Genomic DNA, 22,610 nt, shown 5'->3' with positions numbered 1-22,610 from the left:
TAAAATTAAAAAATTATGTCAGACATTGCATCAAGAGTAAAAGCGATTATCGTAGACAAATTAGGAGTTGATGAAAACGAAGTTGTAACTGAAGCAAGCTTCACAAACGATTTAGGAGCAGATTCATTAGACACTGTTGAATTAATCATGGAGTTCGAAAAGGAGTTCGATATCCAAATTCCAGACGATCAAGCTGAAAATATCGCAACAGTTGGTCAAGCTGTATCTTATATAGAAGAAGCAAAATAATCCAATAAATTTTTATGGAATTAAAGCGAGTTGTAGTTACTGGTTTAGGCGCACTTACACCTATTGGCAATACCAAAGATGAATATTGGGATGCATTAGTTAGTGGGAAGAGTGGTGCTGCTCCTATAACATATTTTGATACTGAGAAGTTCAAAACTAAATTCGCTTGCGAATTAAAAAACTTTAACGCTGAGGATTTTCTTAATAGAAAAGACGCTCGTAAAATGGATAGATTTACACAGTATGCTATGGTGGCTTCAGATGAAGCCATCGCAGATGCTAAGTTAGATCTAGATAAAGTAAATAAATTACGAGTAGGTGTTATTTGGGGAGCAGGAATAGGAGGTTTAGAAACGTTTCAAGATGAAGTATTAAACTTTGCTAATGGAGATGGTTCACCTAGATTTAATCCGTTCTTTATTCCTAAAATGATAGCAGACATTGCGCCAGGGAACATATCTATTAAAAATGGATTTATGGGTCCTAATTATACTACAGTATCTGCTTGTGCATCTTCTGCAAACGCAATGATTGATGCTCTAAATTATATACGTTTAGGACATTGTGATGTTGTTGTAACAGGTGGAAGTGAAGCAGCTGTGACTATAGCTGGAATGGGTGGTTTTAATGCCATGCATGCCTTATCAACAAGAAATGAAAGCCCAGAAACAGCATCTAGACCATTTGATGCAACCAGAGATGGTTTTGTATTAGGTGAAGGTGCAGGAGCTATCATTCTTGAAGACTATGAACACGCTAAAGCAAGAGGTGCTAAAATTTATGCTGAAGTGATCGGAGGAGGATTATCCTCTGACGCACATCATATGACAGCCCCTCATCCTGATGGTATAGGTGTTATGGCTGTAATGAGAAATTGTTTAGAAAATGCAGGAATCAAACCTGAAGAAGTTGATCATATCAACACGCACGGAACGTCAACACCTCTTGGAGATGTTGCCGAACTTAAAGCGATTTCAGAAGTGTTTGGAGATCATGCAAAACATATTAATATCAATTCAACGAAGTCCATGACTGGACATTTATTAGGAGCTGCTGGAGCTATTGAATCTATTGCATCAATTTTAGCAATGGAACATGGAATGGTGCCTCCAACCATAAACCACAACGTTGTAGATGAAAATATTGATTCTAGTCTCAATTTAACATTAAACAAAGCACAAAAAAGAGACGTTAAAGTTGCTATGAGTAATACGTTTGGATTTGGCGGTCATAACGCTTGTGTATTATTCAAAAAAATAGACTAAATCCCGAATGAGCTTCATTCGTAACATATTAAAAAATTCCCGTTCTGATAATGACGGGAATTTTTTTTTATTACTGAACGATATTTTAGGCTATAAAGTCAAAAACAAATCCCTATATATTAAAGCATTTACCCATCGTTCTATGAATATAAAGGACATCAAAGGAAATGCGATTAATTATGAGCGTTTAGAGTTTGTAGGTGATGCAATGCTAAGCTCTGTAATTGCAGCATATTTATTTGAAAAAGTACCGCATGGAGATGAAGGATACCTTACTAAAATGCGATCTAAAATCGTAAGTAGAGAGCATCTGAACGAATTGGGCAAAGAGCTAAACCTTATTGATTTAGTAGAAAGTAAAATTCCTAAATCAAACTTTGGAAATAATATTCATGGAAACCTTTTTGAAGCTCTAGTTGGAGCTATTTACTTAGATAAAGGCTATAAATACTGTGAAAAATTTATCTACAAACGTGTCATTAAACCTCATGTAGATATTGAAACTCTTGAAGGGCGTGTAATAAGTTATAAAAGCCTATTAATAGAGTGGTGCCAAAAAGAAAAGAAGACCTTTGATTATAACGTCTATGAGGATACAGGTAATGATGACCTTAAACATTTTTCAGTAAAATTATCTATTGATGAAAAAGTGATCGCAAAAGCCAGAGCAACTTCAAAAAAGAAAGCCGAAGAAAAAGCGTCCAAACGCGCATTTTTTGCATTTCAAAGAGAAATAAGTAAAGCATTTTAAAGCCTTTAAATTTATAGTTGCTAACTATAACGTTTTCGTTGCTATAGTTGATAAACTTTGGCTATAACTTGGTTTTTTTGTGTTATATTTACAATTCGTAGTTGACTAATTATGGCATTACACAAGTTACTTGTTGACGATTTTTATGATGCTTCTTTTTCACTTCTGGCTATACATTGTAGACTAGAAGATTATCGATTGGCTTATCTTCTCAATAAACATTTAGGACTCAATTTAGAACGTAAACCACAAGATTTAGACTACAATTATTTTGCTGCTTCCTTTTCTATTTTTGAATGGGAAAACACAAAGTTTGATACTGTTTGGAATTTGGTATCTAATATTTGTAAAAAAGAAGAAGCGGCATTGCAAAGTTCTGGATCTTTATTTGATAATTCAACTACTGTAACCCGAACGTTTAATCTACTACCAGAATTAAAGACCGTAGATTACCTTCTTAAGGTTTCGAATGAACATCGAAATTTTAATGAGAAACTTATTTTAAGCAAAATTCAATCGATACCTCAAGTCATTACGACTTATAGCGTAAATATCGATCAAATAAAATCTAAAGACCACCTAATTTTTGATTAATGTTAAGAACTAAAAAAACCAAAATAGTAGCAACCCTCGGACCGGCTACAAGCACTAAGGATGTCCTTAAGGGGATGTTAGAAGAAGGCGTAAATGTGTTTAGGATTAATTTCTCTCATGCCGATTATAAAGATGTAGAGGAACGTGTGAAAATGATTAGAGATCTCAATGATGAATTTGATTACAATGCGTCCATACTTGCCGATCTACAAGGCCCAAAATTAAGAGTAGGTGTAATGAAGGGAGAGGTTGTTGTTAGCGAAGGTGATGAAATTATTTTTGCTACTGGAGAACGTTTTGAAGGCACTAAAGAGCGTGTCTATATGACTTATGATAATTTCCCCCAAGATGCCAAAGCAGGTGAGCGTATTCTTCTTGATGATGGTAAATTGATTTTTGAAGTGCTGTCTACCGATAAAAAATCAGAGGTAAAAGCTCGAGTTATTCAAGGTGGTCCCTTACGGTCTAAAAAAGGGGTTAACTTGCCTAATACAAATATTTCACAACCTGCATTAACCGAAAAAGATATTGATGATGCAATTTTTGCTTGTCAATTAAAAGTGGATTGGATTGCTTTATCTTTTGTGCGTCACGCTGAAGATTTAATGCAACTCGAAGAATTAATCAAAAAACATAGTGACCATAAAATTCCAATAATTGCTAAAATTGAAAAACCAGAAGCCGTAGAGAATATCGATAAGATTGTGGCCTATTGCGATGGTTTAATGGTGGCTCGTGGTGATTTAGGAGTTGAAATTCCTGCTGAAGAGGTTCCATTAATCCAAAAGAAATTGGTATTAAGAGCCAAGCGAGCAAGAATTCCTGTAATTATTGCTACCCAAATGATGGAAACAATGATTACGAGTTTGACTCCAACGCGAGCAGAAGTAAATGATGTCGCTAACTCTGTTATGGATGGAGCTGACGCAGTAATGTTATCTGGAGAAACATCTGTAGGTAATTACCCTGTACAAGTAATTAAACAAATGGCAGGAATTATAAGAAGTGTTGAGGACTCTGATTTGATTAAAGTCCCGCAGTCTCCACCACATATTCGTACTAAACGATACATTACCAAATCTATTTGTTATCATGCAGCTAATATGGCCAATGAAATTAGTGCCAAAGCCATTTCTACCTTGACCAACTCAGGATATACCGCTTTTCAAATTTCGGCTTGGAGACCAAGTGCACATATTCTTGTATTTACGTCTAACAAACGTATTTTAACGCAACTTAGTTTACTTTGGGGTGTCGAGGCCTTTTATTATGACAAGTTTGTAAGTACTGATGAAACTATAGAAGACGTGAATGCCATAGCTTGTAAAAAAGGCTATCTTGATGTAGGCGATATGTTAATTAGCTTAGCTGCGATGCCTATACAAGATAAAGGAATGGTAAATACTTTAAGAGTGACCGAAATTACAAGTTGTAGTTTTTAGAATTTGGGCGTTACCCAAAGGGTCGCGCTTTCCGTAGTCGCTCTCTTTGAAGAGCTCCAACAGTACTTCAATCGCTAACGCAAAAACCTTGCTAATTAATTTTAGTGAGGATTTTTTTTATTAAAACTACCTCTGTAAAACAAATGTTTAAAATAATTTTGCTATATTACAAAATAGTTGTATTTTTGTATTCCTATTGAAATGTTCTAGACATTTTAATTCTTTCCGTGTGGTGAATAAATACTTTATGTATTTGGTATTCATCAAAAATTCAAATCAAACATAATCATAAGTTGCATTTAGTAATATGTTATTGTTACAGACATACTTATGCTTAAAATTTAAAACCCATAATATAATGACACAAGAAGAATACAATAAATTAATAGAGCAATGTCAACCTCACCCAGTTTTTAATAGAACATGGAAAAGTTATAGTTCTGTAGATTATGCCGCTACTTTTTTATTTAAAATAGAAGGTCAAATTGACAAAAACACCTATGTTTTTGATGGCGCAAATTTGTTTACAAAACTATCTATAACAAAAAACAAAGTTTTAACTTTTGGGAATTTTCCTGAAGTACTTAATGTGAAGTTCTATTCATATCCGAAAGGAGTTGAAGCAGATACAAAAAGTCAATTAGTTGTACCATTTAAAAATGAAATATGTGTATTTATGAGTACTAATATTGATAATAGCATTTCCTTAAAACTTAAGTTTGGAGACTATTTTAGGATGTTTTTAAAGAATAAAAAGTACAATGCTAATGCTATTGAAAACAAAAGCTTTCCATTTACGATAAACGAAGTACAAGAGAACTTAGAGCCAGAGTTATCACATGATTCTCTAATGCGATTTGTATTAAAAGCGATAGGTGTTAAAGAGACTTATAATTTAAAAGAAAAACTATTACAAGGGCTAAGAGATGCTTTTGATGTAATAAAATTAAAATTCCCAGCAGGTTTTAATCATAGTAAAAAGCATCCCAATGCATTTGGTCATGGCGATATAGAACTAAAAGCATTAACCAAAGCAGGTTATAGTAAAAAGCAAATTTACCAAGTTTATTATGGCAATTGGTTACGTGACTATTCTCAAGTTATTTTGCCTGCTGCTGTTGGTTTAAATCAAAAAGATAGAGCCTATTTAATAAAGAAATACCCTGGAGACACTAGAATTTTAGAAATAATAAATCAAATGTCTAAAAAACCTTCCCAACAAAAATGGGTAGAAGTATTACATATTTTGGCTGTAAAAGAATTTGTCTACAATCTTAAGATGAAGAAAGGTAAGGTTCTTACTCAAAAATTTAGCACTTATAAAGATGAATTTAAAAGACTTTATGGTAATTTCAATCAAGATGTTTTAGGGCTTTACCGTCCAGAGGAACACTTAGATAATCCAAAAGGACTCGACGATTATAGAATTTTTAGTGATGAAAACTTAGAGAATCCTATTGTTTATAAGTACGAATACCCAAAAGGAAAATTCAATACTAAAAAACTATATGCGGGTACAAACCCTATATCTTTGGGGATAGACAACATGAGTCAAATGAAGCGTTACCTTTTAGAGGACTTAGATAATGGCTTGCGACCATCGGCTTTTACCTATTTTGAGCAACAATTACGTTTGGCAAGACGAAAAGGTACAAATAGAGAAGGCTTTCGTCATTTTGGAGCAGCTTTACATGTATTAGAAGATTATTTTGCACACAGTAACTTTATTGAAGTTGCATTAATTAAAAATGGTTATACTAAAGTATTTCCTTGGGTGCAATTGCCTCAAGAGATTGTCGATATAGAAAAAGGAAAAGATAGAGCTCCTAAAATACCTGTAGTTACAGGATTATTCGGAACAGATGATACTTTGGCTAGTATTGCGCCTAAATTAGCAGACGAATTATTTCCAAAAGATTTTGAAGCGTATTATAGTATAAAGCCCTTAGAACGTACTTTTTTTGATGCCTTATTCACAACGTTGTTAGAGGGTATTGCCGAAAATCAAAAGAATGTCCCAGAAAAAGATAAGTTAAGGTATTTGGGATTGAGTGTTCAAAATATTTTAGATATGTATAACAACTATTTAGGATGGCGAGATAAATGGGCGAAACAAAAAGAGAACCCATATTACGGTTGGATTATAGAGGGAATTAGTCGTGCACTTCATTTTCTTGGTCAGTCGATTCAATTCTACAATAATATTTTATTTAATATTATTTTAAGTACAGTTGAAGATGGAATAAAGGAAGAACAAACAAGAACTCATCAAAATTTTGGAACAGATCCAACACACACGCAAATCGCAAAAGATGCTTTTGACCACCCATTAAACCCTTTGGCAGGTAATTTGGCAGTGATGGCTGTTTATGATATTGGAAGGAGAATGAAAACAGGAATGCCAATAGATAGCTTGGTGAAGTATGCAAAAAAAACGTATTTTAACCATCCAAGCAGAGTAACATGGATGGACTCAGCAATAAGATCTTGGGCAAAAGAAAACGCTAGAGCTGTTAAAGAAGCAGAAAGTAAAACTAAAGTATATCATCATGAAAAACAGGTTAAACGAACTCTTGAACAATTTGAAAAAGAACTCGAAGAACTTAAAAACCCTCCTAAAAATTAGTGCTTTAACATTAATAATTGTATTCAATTTTTCATGTGAAGACTCTTGCGATGAAAAATTTATTGAAGTCATTAAAGATGCTGAAGAAAATAATCAAGGTAAGGTTTTAGAATTTTTAGAGAATGGGGGTAGTGCTGTTGAGGCGTGTTATAATTACAAATCAGGAAAACTTGGTAATTATATTACGCTTTTAGATAAGAGTATTCTTCTCAAGAATTTAGATTTATTACATATGATCTTAGATCATGAAGATGATATTTCAGATTATGGATTGAGTAGAATATTAAGATTAGCTTTAGAACAAAAAGATGTCTCATTAACAAAAAAACTTATTGAAAAAGAGGCACACCTTTCTCATATAGAAAAATGTGATATTTTAGAATTAGTAGATATACAACTACTAAGTAAACTTAAATATGAATTTAATTACCAAGATTCATACTTAAATAACACTCTTTTAATGAATATTGTTCAGTGTAATGCGACTGATGAAAATGATATATTATTTTATTCTGTAAAATATTTAGTTGAAGAAGTCAATGTGAAAACAGATATAAAAAACAAAGATGGTAAAACAGCTGAAGAACTTGCAGTAAACCCTAAGATTAAGACCTATTTAGAAAGTTTGTAATCAATAAATAATAAAAACCTCGATGAACTTAAAAACCCTCCTAAAAATTAGTCTTGTAATTATTGTATTGTTTTTTTCTTCTTGCGATAAAAGGTGTAATAGAGAAGAATTAAAAGTTTATAAAGCAGCTGAAGAAGGTAATTTGGAAGTAGTAAAAAATTATCTTGAAAATGGAGGAAATGTGCTTTTAGATTGTTATGATGGCACTTCAGGAGGAAAGTTTAATGTTTATGGCGTAGAATTATATTTTCCAATATGTAAATCAGGTTCAAAGGAATTAGTAAGATATTATTTAGAACAAGATATACCTCAACATATAAAAAATGATATGCTTCATTTTTTTCTAGCTGATAAAAATGAAGCATTATTAAGAGTAATGATAGAAAATAAAGGGCGGTTAGTCTATGGTAAAGAATGTTATGCAATGAGCCCGTCGGAGGAATTATTACCTCTTACTAAAACAGATTATGACTTCAATTGGATAGATTCAAATGGAAACACTATTCTTATGAATTATGCTTTATGTGAAAAGGTTTTTGAAGGGAATGATGCATTTTTAGAGACGATAAAGTTTTTAGTTGAAAATGCTGGAGTAAGAACAGATATAAAAAACAAAGATGGTAAAACGGCTAAAGAGCTTGCTGTAAACCCTAAGATTAAAGCCTATTTGGAAAGTTTGTAATCAGTAAATAATAAAATAATTTGAAAAAAACCTCGAAGAACTTAAAAACCCTCCTAAAAATTAGTCTTGTAATTATTGTATTGTTTTTTTCTTCTTGCGATAAAAGGTGTAATAGAGAAGAATTAAAAATTTATAAAGCAGCCGAAGAAGGTAATTTGGAAGTAGTGAAAAATTATCTTGAAAATGGAGGAAATCTACTTTTAGATTGTTATGATGGTACTTCCGGAGGATTTAATCCTTATGGAGCTGGGTTGTATTTCTCCATTTGTAAATCGAACTCTAAAGAATTAATAACATTTTATCTAAAGCAGGATTTGCCTCAAGAGGTTAAAAATGAAATGTTTCATTATTTTTTAGCGGATAAGAATGAAGCATTATTAAGGCTTGTTATAAAAAATAATGGGCATGCTTTTTTTGGAAAAAAATGTTTTGGATTTGATCTTACAGAACAATTAGTTCCGCTTAAAAAAGCCGGTTACGACTTTAATTGGATCGACCCTTCAGACGGGAATAATATAGTTATGAATTATGCTTTATGTGAAGCAACATATGAAGGCGCAGACGATGAGATTTTAAAAACAATTAAGTTTTTGGTTGAAGAAGTTGGTGTAAGAACAGATATAAAAAACAAAGATGGTAAAACGGCTAAAGAGCTTGCTGTAAACCCTAAGATTAAAGCCTATTTGGAAAGTCTTTAAAACTCAAATTTCAACTGTACACTCACTGGCTTTTCTTTTACTTTTGAAACTTTCTTTTTTGAAGTCTCTGTGTTTAGATTGGACAAAGAAATTCCCAATAATCTTACCGAGTTGTTTAATGTTTCTTGATAGAGTAAGTCTTTAGCTGTGTCCAGAATGATACTTTTATCACTTATAAAATAAGGTAAGGTCTTACTTCGGGTTTGAAGTGTAAAATCACTGTATTTAATCTTAAGTGTAACTGTTTTTCCAGACACTTTGCTTTTAGAGAGACGTTTGGCAACCTCTTCAGCGATATGATCTAGCTTTTCTAGCATAAAAATTTCCGAAGATAAATTTTCACTAAACGTGCGTTCTGCAGCTAATGATTTTCGAATACGATTGGGTTTGACCTCACTGTTATGAACACCACGAACTACATAGTAATAGTATCGTCCAGACTTTCCAAAATTTTCATCAAGGTATTCCAGCGTTTTTGATTTTAGATCCTTACCAGTAAAGATGCCCTTTTGATACATTTTTTCGGCAGTCACTTTTCCAACACCATAAAATTTCCGAATATCTAAATCCTCTAAAAATTGTAAAACCTCTTCAGGATTAACTGTTTTTTGTCCATTAGGTTTGTTATAATCACTGGCGACTTTAGCAATGAATTTGTTGATAGAAATTCCTGCAGATGCTGTTAAACCTACTTCATTAAAAATACGTGTCCTAATTTCCTGAGCAATAAGTGAAGCACTCGGATTTCCTTTTTTATTTTCGGTGACATCCAGATATGCTTCATCTAGTGATAATGGTTCGACCAAATCAGTGTAGTCATAAAAAATACGACGTACTTTTTTGGAGATTTCTGTGTAACGAGCAAAGTCGGTTCTTACAAAAATAAGTTCAGGACACAACTTGATAGCTAACCGTCCAGACATGGCGCTTTTAACACCAAATTTTCGAGCTTCGTAACTAGCAGCACTTATTACACCTCTAGGACCTCCACCACCAACAGCAATGGCTTTACCACGAAGTTCAGGATTATCCATTTGTGCTACAGATGCATAAAAAGCGTCCATATCAACATGAATAATTTTTCGTATTGGTAAATCGTTTAACATCATGTAAATTTAGACATTAAATGTCTTTTTTTCATGATAGAAATAGAACGTAAATTTTTAGTTACTTCAAATGCTTTTAAAAGGGAATCTTACAAGCAAACTAGAATCACACAAGGGTTTTTAAATACTAATCCTGAACGAACTGTAAGAGTGCGTGTTAAAGGAGATAAAGGCTATTTAACGGTTAAAGGTTTATCTTCAAATGATGGTTTGTCTCGTTTTGAATGGGAAAAAGAGATTTCTATAACAGATGCAGATGCACTTTTGCTATTGTGTGAACCAGGTATAATTGATAAGACAAGATATCAGATTGAAGTTGGTAAACACATTTTTGAAGTTGATGTATTTGCGCTAAGTAATGAAGGATTAATTATTGCTGAAGTTGAACTAAGTCATGAAAATGAAGCCTTTGAAAAACCAGAGTGGTTAGGGGAAGAGGTTACAGGAGATCAACGGTATTATAATTCGCAATTAAGCAAATATCCATTTCAAAATTGGGTATAAAAAAACCACTCATTGAGTGGCTTTTTTATACAAGTTTACTATTAATTAAGCTTTCTTAGCGCAACAATCTTTTTTACAATCATCTGCACAAGCCATCTTTTTAGCATCTTTAGATTTGTCTGTACAACACGCTTTTTTACAATCGGCTTTGCACTCATGTTTTTCTGCAGAAAAAGAGTCTACAGTCTTCATGTCTTTAACTTTGTAGGTGTCTCCAGCTTTTGCAACCGCCTCTTCTAATGTTTGAGGTGTTACTTTAGCTTCATCATACTCTACCATTGCTATTTCTTTATCAAAATCAACTTTAGCCGATTTTACACCGTCCATTTTAGCAATCTTTTTTTCGATAGTTTTGGCACAACCCATAGCGCAAGTCATTCCTTCAATACCAAATTCTGCCTTAGCATACGTGGCATTTGGATCTAATTGCTTAGCAGCATTGGTGTTTATTTCAGTTTTAGTTTCTACTGTTTTTACCTCAGGTTCTTTTTCGCTTTTACAAGCAATCACAGACATTGAGATAAACGCAACAACTAATATATTTTGTAATGTCTTCATAGAATTTATTAATAATAATTTGAACAAACTTAAGGAATATTGATGTTCCTTGCGTGAAAATTAACGAATTTTGTGAATTAGTTGAGGAGTTGTATGGGAAAAATTAACATAAAATGGATGTACCTGCTGATTTTATCGATAATCTGGGGGAGTTCCTTCATTTTAATTAAAAAGTCACTACTTGGATTAACACCTTATCAGTTAGGGGCTTTACGAACAATAATATCGGGGTTGTTTTTATTTGTGGTGGGTTATAAAAGTGTCAAATCCATACATAAGAGCGAATGGAAATGGGTAATACTTTCTGGATTTTTAGGATCTTTCATTCCTGCATTTTTCTTTGCTATTGCAGAAACTGAAATTGACAGCGCCATAACATCTATTTTAAATTCTTTAGTACCTCTAAATGCAATTTTATTGGGCTTTGCAATATTTAAAATTGGGTTTACTAAACGACAACTCTTAGGAGTAATTATTGGTTTTATTGGAACGAGTATTTTAATTTTAAGAGGAGCCGATTTAAATCCAAGCCAAAACTATTGGTATGCAGGATTTGTAATTGCTTCAACTGTAATGTATGCGCTTAATGTGAATATTATTAAAAAATATCTTCAGAATACCAAACCTCTCAGTATTGCTACTGGAAATTATGTAGCGATTATGATTCCAGCAATTGTGGTATTGTTATTTACTGACTTCTTTTCTGAAGCGACCTACAATCATCCTGATTTTAAAATGTCTTTGGTATATGTGACAATTTTATCACTGGTAGGAACCGCTATTGCAAAAGTGTTATTTAATACTTTAGTTCAAATATCTACACCTGTATTTGCCTCTTCGGTGACCTATTTAATGCCTGTTGTTGCTCTTATTTGGGGATTGCTTGATGATGAAGAATTTGGGTTTATTCAAATTATAGCAAGTAGTATTATTTTAATAGGCGTGTATTTAGCCAATAAAAGAAAAACATAAAAAAACCCGAAGCACTAATGCACTTCGGATTTCTTTTTTTAATAGTATTTTAGATGATTAATTAAAATCGGCATCAGTAACACCTTCATTAAATTTAACATCTGTAGAATTTAAAGTAACAATTTGTGGGCCAGCAGTTATTTTTTGAGTAAACGGAATCATAACACCATCTACTTCTTTATAGTTAGACAACTCTTCAATAGTTGTTATACTTTGACCACCTTGGTCTTTTGTAGATTCAGACCGAATTAATAACCCTGTATCTGTGCTATAAAATCTGTAAGACACTTCATCACCTTTAGTAACTTTTACTTTATAAGCATCAGTACCATTAATAGGAACAATCGCTTCTAAACTTAAAGTTGAGATGTCCATATATAACTCAGGGAATAATCCTTTTTCAGCTTGTTTGTCTGACACTTCTTTTTCAGACATAGGAATTTTCATTCCTTGTTGCTCTTGGTATCCAGAGGCTCCATCAAACTTTTGCTTCATAACTGTACCCATACCTTCGATAACCATTTCCATAGAAATTTTATTAGGAGCCATGGCTTTAATAACTGCTTTAGGTTTAAAAGGAGCACCTTCAATAGTGACATCTGCATTAGTAAGTACAGTATTTATTTTCTCGAGATTTGTCTTTCCACCAACAGCTTTGATATAATTATTAATGATGGTTTGAGCATCCATTCCTGCAGGAATTTCTTTTGAGAATACTGGTTTTTCTGTTGCGTTTGCATAGGTGTCGTAGTACTTGATTGGAATTCCTGTTTTCTCAAGATTTTCAATAACCTCACTTCCTTTTCCAACAACTATAATTCGTGCATTATCTGTACTAAAATATTCATTTGCAACTCTTGTTACATCATCAGTAGTTACGGCATTAATTTTTTGTAAATATGTGGTGTAAAAATCTTCAGGAAGATCATTCAATTTTACATTTAAAGCATAGTTTGCTATTGTTTGTGGACTTTCTAAATCCATAACAAAATCACCAACATATTTAGCTTTTGTTAGTTTCAAAGCTTCAGGATCTACTGGTTCAGTTTTAATACGTTTTATCTCTTTCATTAATTCTACTACAGAACTATCTGTTACTTCATTTCTTACTTGAGCTACAGCACTAAAACGAGAAGCACCATATCTGCTTGTTCCAATTCCTGAATAAGCACCATAAGTATATCCTTTATCTGAGCGTAAATTTTGGTATACATAACCTTCACGACCACCTCCTAAAATAGAATTTGCAATAAGCGCAGCATGATAGTTGTCATCATTCATTTTCAGATTTACATTATTAGTCACTCTAATGTCAGATTGTACTGCGTTAGGCATATCTACAAAATTAATCTGAGTGTATTGCGCATTAGGGTTAACCTCAGGTATAGTAGAACTTACGTTAGCCGAAGTTTCCCACTTACCGAAATGTGATTCAACAAGTTTTTTAATTGACTTAAAATCTACATCACCAACAATAACGAGATAGGCGTTAGACGGGTTAAAATACTGTTCGTGGAATGCAATAACATCAGTTAAGCTAATGTTATTTATGGTCTTTTCAGTAGTAATTTCACCAGAAGGATGGTTAAGTCCATAAGACAGTGCAGAACCTACTCTAGATGAAATGGCAGCCACACTTTTTTCGTTTGCTTTTAAGCCTTCAGTAAGCTGTTCTTTCTGTTTATCAAACTCCTCTTGAGTTAATAACGGATTAATTGCAGCATCGGCCATTAACTCAAGAATTCTATCAGAATATTTTGATAATGATTGTGCAAATGCACTCTGAGAACCAAAGTTGATTCTCGCTCCTAAAAAGTCTACTTCTTCGTTAAAATCGTCTTTAGGAATACTTGTTGTTCCGTTTCCTAACATACCAGATAGGATACTCTTTATTCCTCCTTTGTCTCCTTCAAAAATAGGTGTGTTATCTATATTTAGAGAAAAAGACACTCTAGGTAATTTATGATTTTCAACAACAAGAACTTTTAATCCATTTTTTAATTCAAACTCATTAGGTTTATCAATAGATATCTTTGGAGCAGGTCCTTGTTTAGGTTGTTGTGATCTATCAAGTTGCGCATTAACGCTTATTGACATTAAAAACAACACAATTAATACAGATATTTTTGTTTTCATTTTCATTTTATTAGTTGTTTGTTTTTTCTTTAGGTAAATATTCTAATTCAACACGTTGATTTGGATTCAAGTACTTTTTAACAACATCCTGAATCTCTTGTCTCGTAATGGATCTGTAAATGTCTATCTCACTATTTATTAGATTGGTATTACCATATAATAAATAATTTCGCACCAAACTATTTGCAATTCCTTCGATGCTTGAGTTTGAGCTTACAAAACGATTTTCAAATTTATTTTGAAGTTTTTGGTAATCTTTTTCAGAAATAAGCTCGGTTTGCATTTTTACAATTTCCTCATCCATTTCGGCTAATAATGATTCCATGGAATTATCACCTAATGGCAAGCCAAAAATAGCATAGATGCTATAGTCTTTTTGAGGAATATTTATAGCTCCTGCTTGTAAAGCCATTTTTTTGTCATCGACTAACTTTTTGTACAATTTAGATGTTGGTCCATCACTTAAATACGCAGAAATCATATTCAATACATAAGCATCACGCTCAGCAAAACCTGGTGTTCTGTAGGCTGTAATGATCGCTGGTATCTGAATATTAGGATCATAGAATTTAGCTTTTTTTGTTTCAGTGATTGGTGCTTCTTTTGAGAAATTTCTTTCAGGAACTGGTCTACTCTTAATTTCACTAAAATAGGTTTCAACTAAAGATTTTGCGTTCTTACTATCAATATCACCTGCAACAACTAACACAGCATTGTTTGGGCCATACCAATCTTTGAAATATTGGTTGAACTCTTCTAATGTAGATGCATCTAAATCTGCCATTTCGCCTATATTTTTGTTTTTATATGGATGAACATCAAATAGATTTTCACTTAAAGCAAATAAAAACTGTCCATAAGGAGAGTTGTCATAACGCATGCGTTTTTCCTCTTTAACGACCTCATTTTGAGTGTCAACAGCAGCCTGGTCAATGATAGGGTGTAACATTCTTTCAGATTCTAACCAGAGTCCTAATTCAAGATTGTTAGAAGGGAATACTTCATAGTAATAAGTACGATCTAATGATGTGTTGGCATTATTCTTTCCTCCATTGGCTGAGATAATGGTAGAATATTCTCCTCTACCAATGTTTTTTGTTCCTGTGAATAAAAGGTGCTCAAAAAAGTGAGCAAAACCAGTTCGAGGTGCTTCTGGGCTACCTCCTAAATCTTTTCCTCCAACATCATACATGACTCCTATTGTAATCACTGGAGCAGTGTTATCTTGGTGTAAGATAACGTGAAGTCCGTTATCTAAATCAAATTCTTCAAATTCAACTTTTTGAGCATGGGCCGTCACACCAACAAGCATCAAACAAGTTAAAAATAATAAGCATTTTTTCATTGCGATTCGTTTTAAATTAATTGTGAGTTTGTTTTAATAATAGTCAACTTGTGTCATAAGTGTAATAAATAACATTATTGTTACACCTTATTCTGCAAAAATAAGGATTAGAAAGCCTTTTATCATAAATTTTGATGTGAAATAAATCCTAAAAAGGAGTGGGAATTGACTTTTTTTTACGAACTTAAGAGTGTTTTGTAATTAAAAACCAGATAGTTATGAATACTTCACTTTCGGTTGCTTTAAAATACGGACTATTTACTGCTATAAGTTTGGTTGCTTATTTTTTAATTCTAAGGTTATTCGATTTACATGAAAATCCTTGGTTGCGTTTATTTAATGGTATAGCTATGTGTATAGGAATTTATTTCGCTATCAAGTATTATAAGCTTATTTCCGAAGAGAATTTCTCTTATATCAATGGGATAAAGACAGCCTTACTTACAGGGTTTATCGCTACTATTATATTTACAGTGTTCATGTCTGTATATATGTTCCATTTAGACTCGGCTTTTACAGAAAAAATACTAGGCGAATGGTTTGAAAACTATGGAACAGGTGCTGGAATTTTGGTGTTTATTATCTTAATTGAAGGGTTAGCGTCGACGGTTGTATTATCTTTAGCGTTTATGCAAATCTTCAAAAAAAGCTACAATCCCTCTCAAAATGCATAAAACGTTTGTAGATTAAGAATTTAGGCGTATATTTGCACTCATTTTTTGAACAAATTAATTAATAAAAACGTTACGCTATGTACGCAATTGTAGAGATAGCAGGGCATCAATTTAAAGTTGAAAAAGACCAAAAAGTTTTTGTTAACCGTTTAGCAACAGAAGAAGGTAAGAAAGTTTCTTTCGATAATGTTCTTTTAATTGGAGATGGTAACAATGTAACTTTAGGCGCCCCAGCTATAGACGGAGCACAAGTTAGTGCTAAAGTCTTAAAGCACCTTAAAGGTGATAAAGTAATAGTCTTCAAAAAGAAAAGAAGAAAAGGTTACCGTGTTAAAAATGGACACAGACAAGCCTTATCAGAAATCGTAATTGAAGGGATTACTGCTTCTGGAGCTAAAAAAGCGGCTCCAAAAAAAGAAACTAAAAAAGCTGAACCAAAAACTGTAGCACCAAAGACTGCTGCTAAGAAAGCAACAGGAAAAGCTGACGATTTAAAGAAAATCGAAGGTATTGGACCAAAAATTGCATCAACATTAGTTGAAGCAGGAATTGCAACGTTTGCAGATTTAGCTAAAGCAAAACCAGCTAAAATTTCTGAAATCATCGAAGGAGTTCGTGGAAATCACGTGACTGATACATGGCCAGAGCAAGCTAAATTAGCTGCTGAAGGTAAGTGGGATGAGTTAAAGAAATGGCAAGATGAATTAGATGGTGGTAAAGCTTAATTGCTCCACTTAAGTATAACAATATAAAACCTTAAGACAATGGCTCATAAAAAAGGAGTAGGTAGTTCTAAAAACGGTAGAGAATCAGAATCGAAACGCTTAGGTGTTAAGATATTTGGTGGACAAGCAGCAATTGCTGGAAACATTATCGTAAGACAAAGAGGTAATACACATCACCCAGGTGAAAATGTGTATGGCGGAAAAGACCACACTTTACATGCTAAAGTTGATGGTATTGTAAAATTCACAAAGAAAAAAGACGGTAAGTCTTTTGTATCTATTGAGCCTTTTGAAGCTTAATCGACAAGTTCTTCAAGAATTTTCAAAAACATTAAGAACCCATTCTATTAAAGAATGGGTTTTTTGTTTTATATGATTTCCATTTTCTTCAAAAGAAAGCTCGCATTCATATTCTGACACACCCCTTTTTTTAACTTATAATCAAAATAAAGCTCATTATTAACGATTTCAGCATCAAAATAATAGTTCTTTACTTCTCTAAGTTCTTCCGAAATTTCACAAAGACTTAAATCGTGAGTTGCAATAATACCTGTGGCATTTCCAGCAACTAATTTTTCTACAAATTTTCGAGAACCAATGGCTTTATCTGTACTATTAGTTCCTTTTAGAATTTCATCTAAAATGATAAAATATGGTTCCTGATCTATAGCATCTACAATAAATTTTAAGCGTTTCAATTCTGAAAAGAAGTAACTGCTATCATCTGATAAGGAATCACTAGTTCTCATACTAGTAATTAATCTTACAGGAGAATAGCTACTTGATTGGGCACAAACAGGTAAGCCAACATTAGCCATAACAATATGTAAAGAGATCGTTCTTAAAAACGTACTTTTTCCCGCCATATTAGCTCCGGTTACAATAAAGAATTGCTGATTATCAATTGTTATATCACTACTAATACGCTTATTTTTGTCCAATAATGGATGACCCAATGCTTTGGCTTTTATAATTGAATTCTCTTTAGAGATATGTGGAAATACATGATCTTGATGATTGAAAGCGTAAGTGCCCAGACTATTATAGGCGTCAAAGAAGGATACGACTTCAAACCAATCTTCTACTTTATGAGCATACTTAGAAATCCACCGTTCTACTTTATATGCGTTTTTAATATCGGTTAATGCATAACCATTTCCGAAGATGGCATAGATGAGGTTATTGCGATTGTCTAAAGCATCTAAATACTTGGAAAATTGAGAAAAAATAACGGAAGCTTTTTTGTGCTCAGATTGGATTTGTAATTGTTTTTCTTGAAGGAGTTTAGATTTAAAAGTTTCGTTTTCAATTTGAAGCAATAATGCCGCATATTGTTTAAAAGTATCTTTAGTTTTATCAGAATTTATAGCTAAACTATTGATGCTCTTTAAATAAGTTCCAGTAATTGCTAAACCCGCAAATAACCAATAGCCAAAAAAACCGATAGACAGAATCTCAAATATGGCTAGAAGGAGTAGGCTTAAAGAAATTAGTGCAAACACCCAACTTACCCAAATCATATGTTTTGGAATACAAGATTGGTGATTTTTAAGCCATTTAATAATAGTTGGCGCAGGTGTTTCGGTATTGATTAAACTTGCGGTTGCCGCATATAATTGTGTCCATTTTGGTTTTTCTGAGAGCTCTTTAATAGCATCTTGCCGTTGTATTATTTGTGATATGTTATTGGCTTTTAAATCTTTAGCTAATTTAATTTGTCCTTCGGTAGAACAGGTTCTATTGATATATTGAAAAAATGACCCTTTTCCGAAGAGGTCAATATCTAAACTATAAAAGTGTTTTGGGTTTTGAAATTGAGATCCAGAATTTCTGTGACTAAAATCACCAGCTGCAATTTTTAATTCTTCTTTGTTGATATGAGTCAAAGCTTTATGAAGGGCTCGTTTTGCTTTTGTATCTGTATATTTTGATAATAAAAACAAAAAAACACCTAAGCCTATAACTCCAATTAGTATTGCCGTTTGCCAGCTTTGACGTGCAAGATAAATAGCTGTAATAATAGTAATAAAAATTAAAAGGCGTAGCATACTAAGTAAAAACATCCGCTTTTGAAGCCCATTGGCATCTGCTAGATGTTTATTTAGTTGTTGCTTATAAAATAGGTCTGGGTTTTTCATTTTGTATTATCAGAGTATAAAGAAACAAAAAACCCAAGATTTGAAATGTGTTTTATAGAATAATTAAGTTTTAAAACCGTAAAAGGATTTTGTTATGCTGATTATTTTTTAGTTGTGGGATTTGGGCATTCTTGATAGGATAGTATGAAATACTTATTTCTTTATCGTTTCTTATAACCGTAAATTCAGCTTCATGTTCAATAGAATCATAATAGTAGCTTCGACTAATTAATTGGTCTCCAGAGCGAAGTCCAGCCTTGTATGCTTCAGAGTTTTTGTCAATAGATACAATTCTTTTTTTGTCTTCTGAAAATGTAAAACCTAAGTCGAAAACTTTTGCCGTTGGAGTATATTCAAAATTAAAGTCTGTAAATATCTGATTTAGATCATATAGCTTTCCTTGTTCAATATGAGTATCGAAAAAGGGTTTAAAATTAGCGTTTAGATATGTATTTACAGTATTTATGAAGTAAGGATGTGTGATTTTTTGATTTGAATTTAAAGCATCATTTTTAATGTCTAATAATACATTGTCAAGGCTAAACTTACCTTTGCTATCTAGTTTTATTTTTTGATCTAAATAAAATGCTAAAATAGCACCTCTTCGGTAAGGTAATTTTTGAATTCCTTCTTTTCCACTCCAGAAATTATCATAGTTCATTTCGCTATTTGGCATTTCTCTAACAGGAGATGTATAAAGTGATTTAATAAAACCATTAAATTCATCTATAAAATAGCCTTCATCTAAATTGTAAATATTTCCTTTGGCTATATTTTTAAGTGTATAATAGTCTGTGAAACCTTCACTAAACCAATACTGCTCTTCCTCATTGTCATTTTGTATAATATGTCCGGTCCAGTTATGTTGTAGTTCGTGATTAAACAAATACACTAAGCCTTCAATTTCTAAATATTTGTTGTTGGTAGCGTTAGTTGCAAATGAATTGCTAAGACCAGAGCCTTGAAAACTACTCCCTCTTTCTTGAAAAGTTGGTATCATGGTTACGGCAAAATAATCTTGACTATGGTCTTGCCAAAAATCGCGTTGTGCTGTAACTGTTTTCTCTAATATCTTCACCATAGTTGAGTCGTTTAAAACTTCCCATTCTCCTCTAATAATAAAAGCAACTTTATTGGTGTCTATATTCATCTCATGAATTCTAAAATCGCCTCCAACAAAAACGGCAGTGTGAAATTTTTCTTCGGAAATGTTCTCTATAATCTGATAACGTTCATTACTAGCAAAACTATTCGCAATGGTATAGTCTTCAGGAAAATCTGTCCATTGTATAACTACATTAAAATTGTCATTTGAAGCTTCTATGACAGCTTTAGGCAACATGAAGAAGTTATGAGAAAATAAATGGAAATATTCAGGCTGGACAATTGGTCTATAAGTATCCCATGTTGTTAACTCTCCTTTTCTATCTTGCTTTATAGTATAAGATAGCTCTAACTGTTTTGTGTCTTTTGGATGAGTAATTTTAAACCATCCACTATCGCTATGAGAAGTTACTATTCCTTTCTCAGAAAGTAATTTAATGTTATGAATTACATTGTGCAGGCTATCTTGTCCCCAAGCTTTGTTTTGATAGAGAAGAATACTTTGTCCAGTATTTTCTACAGGAAAAGTCATTTTGATGTTTAGAAAATGCTCACCATTTTTTTCTATTGGCGAAATGGTATAGTTTATTGTTGGATTATTTTCTTGTGTACAAGAAAGTAGTAAGCTAGTAATGAAAAGAGAGATGATTAGCTGTTTCATTTTGATTGATAATGGTTGATATTAAAAAGACGAATAAAATTATATAACGTTACATAGAATAAAAAAACCCAAGCAATTAGCTTGGGTTTAAAATGTATTTAGAATTGTTGGTTAGTTTAACCTTTGAGTGAAGCTTTTAAATATTCTTGGTTCATTCGAGCAATGTTTTCTAATGAAATACCTTTAGGACATTCCACTTCACAAGCTCCAGTATTGGTACAGTTACCAAAGCCTTCTTCATCCATTTGCTTTACCATATTTAATACACGATCTGTAGCTTCAACTTGACCTTGTGGTAATAAAGCAAACTGAGATACTTTAGCTCCAACGAATAGCATTGCACTTGAGTTTTTACAAGTCGCCACACATGCACCACAACCAATACAAGTAGCTGCACTAAAAGCATCGTCTGCGTCGTGTTTGTTTATTGGAATAGCATTAGCATCTATAGTATTACCTGAGGTATTAACAGAAATAAACCCTCCAGCATGTTGAATGCGATCAAAGGCACCTCTATCGACAATTAAATCTTTGATTACTGGAAAAGCTTTAGCCCTAAAAGGTTCGATATAAATGGTGTCACCATCTTTGAATTTTCGCATGTGAAGTTGACACGTTGTAATACCACGATCTGGCCCATGAGCTTCACCATTGATATATAATGAGCACATGCCGCAAATACCTTCACGACAATCATGGTCAAAAGCAACAGGTTCTTCGTCTTTAGCGACTAAGCTTTCATTAAGGACGTCTAACATCTCAAGAAAAGACATGTCAGGTGAGACATCGCTAATGGTATAGTCAACCATTTTACCTTTATCGTTAGCGTTTTTCTGACGCCATATTTTTAATGTTAAGTTCATAACAAATATTTTTTATTGTTCAATTCTGCGGTCACCACCAATTTGAGAAATTTCCAATCCAGTTTTCTCAAAATCGATATCTAGTCCACCTGTTTTCTTTAAAATCCAATTTAAAAGAGAAGTTGATATAAGTGTTAATATAAATACTATAACACCATAAATAATAGGAACGAGAAGTATCATAAATATACTTCCACCAAAAATAGCAGCACCTTCACCAAAACCAGAAGCAGCACCTGCACCAGCTATAGAAAATAACAACATAAATGGTACAAATACAATAAGCATTATTAAAGCTGTAAGTATAGCAGCAATAGTTGCATATTTAACCGGATCGATTCGTTTTAGTTTTAATTTTAAAATATCGTTGTTCATAGTTAGTTTGTTTTAAAATACATATGTGATTCTAGCTTTTTAATTTTTGAATAACTATCGTTCTTTATTTTATTATAGGCCTTTAGCGCTTTTTCAATATTTTCTTTTTTTTCTAGAGTTCTACTACTGTCTGTTACTATAGCATTTACATGTTTTTTAATAACCTTATTAATACGTTTAATATGTTTTCTGTTGTTTGGTGAATATGGTTCAACACCAACAGCCGTTATGAAGACACCTATTTTTGCTCTAAGATCAATAACATAGGCTCTATTGGCCTCTAGGTTTGCTTCAACAAAATCTCTGTTTTCAGAAGCAGCCCAAAACAAATGTTCTCCTGGCTCACACTCGTAAGTAAAATATGCTCGAGAAGGCAAAACTCCAAGAAATTTATCGTTGTCATAAACCCTAAAGTTAAAGCCGCCACCAAGGCCATTACTTCGCATAATATACACCAAAGCTTTTCCTTCTTGGGGAGTCTTCAGTGTTTGGCTCATACCATGAAAAGTAA

At 32.8% G+C, this 22,610-nt stretch carries 23 protein-coding genes; 14 read left to right on the top strand and 9 right to left on the bottom strand.

Annotation, left to right across the window (positions count from 1 at the left end):
- Window positions 1-15: 15 nt before the first annotated feature.
- The 9 genes from ACTU6T_RS05635 (at window position 16) to ACTU6T_RS05595 (ending at window position 8,938) form a co-directional block, all read left to right on the top strand.
- The gene (locus tag ACTU6T_RS05635; protein ID WP_013750595.1) at window positions 16-249 is read left to right on the top strand and encodes an acyl carrier protein; all 234 of its coding nucleotides are present in this window, start codon (window positions 16-18) and stop codon (window positions 247-249) included.
- Window positions 250-263: 14 nt separating this feature from the next.
- The gene (gene fabF, locus ACTU6T_RS05630; protein WP_460220281.1) at window positions 264-1,514 is read left to right on the top strand and encodes a beta-ketoacyl-ACP synthase II; all 1,251 of its coding nucleotides are present in this window, start codon (window positions 264-266) and stop codon (window positions 1,512-1,514) included.
- Window positions 1,515-1,521: 7 nt separating this feature from the next.
- Entirely contained in the window at window positions 1,522-2,265 is a 744-nt protein-coding gene (gene rnc / locus ACTU6T_RS05625) for a ribonuclease III (protein WP_460220280.1), read from the top strand.
- A gap of 111 nt (window positions 2,266-2,376) precedes the next feature.
- A complete protein-coding gene (locus tag ACTU6T_RS05620; RefSeq protein WP_460220279.1) occupies window positions 2,377-2,859 on the top strand; it encodes an IPExxxVDY family protein in 483 nt (160 codons plus the stop codon).
- On the top strand, window positions 2,859-4,301 hold the full coding sequence (gene pyk, locus ACTU6T_RS05615; protein WP_460220278.1) for a pyruvate kinase: 1,443 nt from the start codon (window positions 2,859-2,861) through the stop codon (window positions 4,299-4,301). The genes ACTU6T_RS05620 and pyk overlap by 1 nt, the downstream gene beginning before the upstream one ends.
- A gap of 358 nt (window positions 4,302-4,659) precedes the next feature.
- On the top strand, window positions 4,660-6,927 hold the full coding sequence (locus ACTU6T_RS05610) for an HET-C-related protein (protein WP_460220277.1): 2,268 nt from the start codon (window positions 4,660-4,662) through the stop codon (window positions 6,925-6,927).
- On the top strand, window positions 6,884-7,558 hold the full coding sequence (locus ACTU6T_RS05605; protein ID WP_460220276.1) for a hypothetical protein: 675 nt from the start codon (window positions 6,884-6,886) through the stop codon (window positions 7,556-7,558). Before ACTU6T_RS05610 ends, ACTU6T_RS05605 begins: the two co-directional genes overlap by 44 nt.
- A gap of 22 nt (window positions 7,559-7,580) precedes the next feature.
- On the top strand, window positions 7,581-8,240 hold the full coding sequence (locus ACTU6T_RS05600; protein ID WP_460220275.1) for a hypothetical protein: 660 nt from the start codon (window positions 7,581-7,583) through the stop codon (window positions 8,238-8,240).
- 20 nt (window positions 8,241-8,260) lie between these two features.
- On the top strand, window positions 8,261-8,938 hold the full coding sequence (locus tag ACTU6T_RS05595; RefSeq protein ID WP_460220274.1) for a hypothetical protein: 678 nt from the start codon (window positions 8,261-8,263) through the stop codon (window positions 8,936-8,938).
- On the opposite strand, the gene dinB is transcribed toward ACTU6T_RS05595, so the two are convergent.
- The gene (gene dinB, locus ACTU6T_RS05590) at window positions 8,935-10,044 is read right to left on the bottom strand and encodes a DNA polymerase IV (RefSeq protein WP_460220745.1); all 1,110 of its coding nucleotides are present in this window, start codon (window positions 10,042-10,044) and stop codon (window positions 8,935-8,937) included. The two genes, ACTU6T_RS05595 and dinB, sit on opposite strands and share 4 nt — an antisense overlap.
- A gap of 33 nt (window positions 10,045-10,077) precedes the next feature.
- On the opposite strand from dinB, the gene ACTU6T_RS05585 reads away from it, so the two are divergent.
- Entirely contained in the window at window positions 10,078-10,548 is a 471-nt protein-coding gene (locus tag ACTU6T_RS05585) for a CYTH domain-containing protein (RefSeq protein WP_460220273.1), read from the top strand.
- Window positions 10,549-10,593: 45 nt separating this feature from the next.
- Here the strand turns inward: ACTU6T_RS05585 and ACTU6T_RS05580 are convergent, their stop codons facing one another.
- Window positions 10,594-11,106 carry a heavy-metal-associated domain-containing protein gene (locus ACTU6T_RS05580; protein WP_460220272.1) on the bottom strand — a complete coding sequence of 171 codons (513 nt, stop codon included), beginning with the start codon at window positions 11,104-11,106 and terminating at the stop codon, window positions 10,594-10,596.
- Between the two features lie 93 nt (window positions 11,107-11,199).
- On the opposite strand from ACTU6T_RS05580, the gene ACTU6T_RS05575 reads away from it, so the two are divergent.
- Window positions 11,200-12,078: a DMT family transporter gene (locus ACTU6T_RS05575; RefSeq protein WP_460220271.1), complete on the top strand. Its 879-nt coding sequence runs from the start codon at window positions 11,200-11,202 to the stop codon at window positions 12,076-12,078.
- Between the two features lie 57 nt (window positions 12,079-12,135).
- On the opposite strand, the gene ACTU6T_RS05570 is transcribed toward ACTU6T_RS05575, so the two are convergent.
- Together ACTU6T_RS05570 and ACTU6T_RS05565 are read right to left on the bottom strand one after the other, a co-directional pair.
- A complete protein-coding gene (locus tag ACTU6T_RS05570) occupies window positions 12,136-14,214 on the bottom strand; it encodes a M16 family metallopeptidase (RefSeq protein ID WP_460220270.1) in 2,079 nt (692 codons plus the stop codon).
- A 10-nt stretch (window positions 14,215-14,224) separates the two neighbouring features.
- Window positions 14,225-15,559, bottom strand: coding sequence for a M16 family metallopeptidase (locus ACTU6T_RS05565; protein WP_460220269.1), 1,335 nt, complete (start codon window positions 15,557-15,559; stop codon window positions 14,225-14,227).
- A gap of 218 nt (window positions 15,560-15,777) precedes the next feature.
- On the opposite strand from ACTU6T_RS05565, the gene ACTU6T_RS05560 reads away from it, so the two are divergent.
- The 3 genes from ACTU6T_RS05560 (at window position 15,778) to rpmA (ending at window position 17,258) form a co-directional block, all read left to right on the top strand.
- Entirely contained in the window at window positions 15,778-16,233 is a 456-nt protein-coding gene (locus tag ACTU6T_RS05560; protein WP_460220268.1) for a DUF4199 family protein, read from the top strand.
- Window positions 16,234-16,310: 77 nt separating this feature from the next.
- Window positions 16,311-16,958, top strand: coding sequence for a 50S ribosomal protein L21 (gene rplU, locus ACTU6T_RS05555; protein ID WP_460220267.1), 648 nt, complete (start codon window positions 16,311-16,313; stop codon window positions 16,956-16,958).
- Window positions 16,959-16,997: 39 nt separating this feature from the next.
- The gene (gene rpmA, locus ACTU6T_RS05550; RefSeq protein WP_425076291.1) at window positions 16,998-17,258 is read left to right on the top strand and encodes a 50S ribosomal protein L27; all 261 of its coding nucleotides are present in this window, start codon (window positions 16,998-17,000) and stop codon (window positions 17,256-17,258) included.
- A gap of 68 nt (window positions 17,259-17,326) precedes the next feature.
- Here the strand turns inward: rpmA and ACTU6T_RS05545 are convergent, their stop codons facing one another.
- The 5 genes from ACTU6T_RS05545 to ACTU6T_RS05525 form a co-directional block, all read right to left on the bottom strand.
- Window positions 17,327-19,096, bottom strand: coding sequence for a MutS-related protein (locus ACTU6T_RS05545; RefSeq protein WP_460220266.1), 1,770 nt, complete (start codon window positions 19,094-19,096; stop codon window positions 17,327-17,329).
- 70 nt (window positions 19,097-19,166) lie between these two features.
- On the bottom strand, window positions 19,167-20,861 hold the full coding sequence (locus ACTU6T_RS05540; RefSeq protein WP_460220265.1) for a hypothetical protein: 1,695 nt from the start codon (window positions 20,859-20,861) through the stop codon (window positions 19,167-19,169).
- A gap of 116 nt (window positions 20,862-20,977) precedes the next feature.
- Complete coding sequence (locus ACTU6T_RS05535) at window positions 20,978-21,724, bottom strand: succinate dehydrogenase/fumarate reductase iron-sulfur subunit (protein ID WP_460220264.1); 747 nt, start codon at window positions 21,722-21,724, stop codon at window positions 20,978-20,980.
- A 12-nt stretch (window positions 21,725-21,736) separates the two neighbouring features.
- Window positions 21,737-22,099 carry a hypothetical protein gene (locus tag ACTU6T_RS05530; protein WP_460220263.1) on the bottom strand — a complete coding sequence of 121 codons (363 nt, stop codon included), beginning with the start codon at window positions 22,097-22,099 and terminating at the stop codon, window positions 21,737-21,739.
- 2 nt (window positions 22,100-22,101) lie between these two features.
- Complete coding sequence (locus ACTU6T_RS05525; RefSeq protein ID WP_460220262.1) at window positions 22,102-22,596, bottom strand: hypothetical protein; 495 nt, start codon at window positions 22,594-22,596, stop codon at window positions 22,102-22,104.
- Window positions 22,597-22,610 lie beyond the last annotated feature (14 nt).

The sequence above is a fragment of the Psychroserpens citreus genome, from assembly GCF_055686305.1.
Note: the sequence above shows the minus strand (reverse complement) of the source record. Positions and strands in the feature narration are given on the sequence as shown.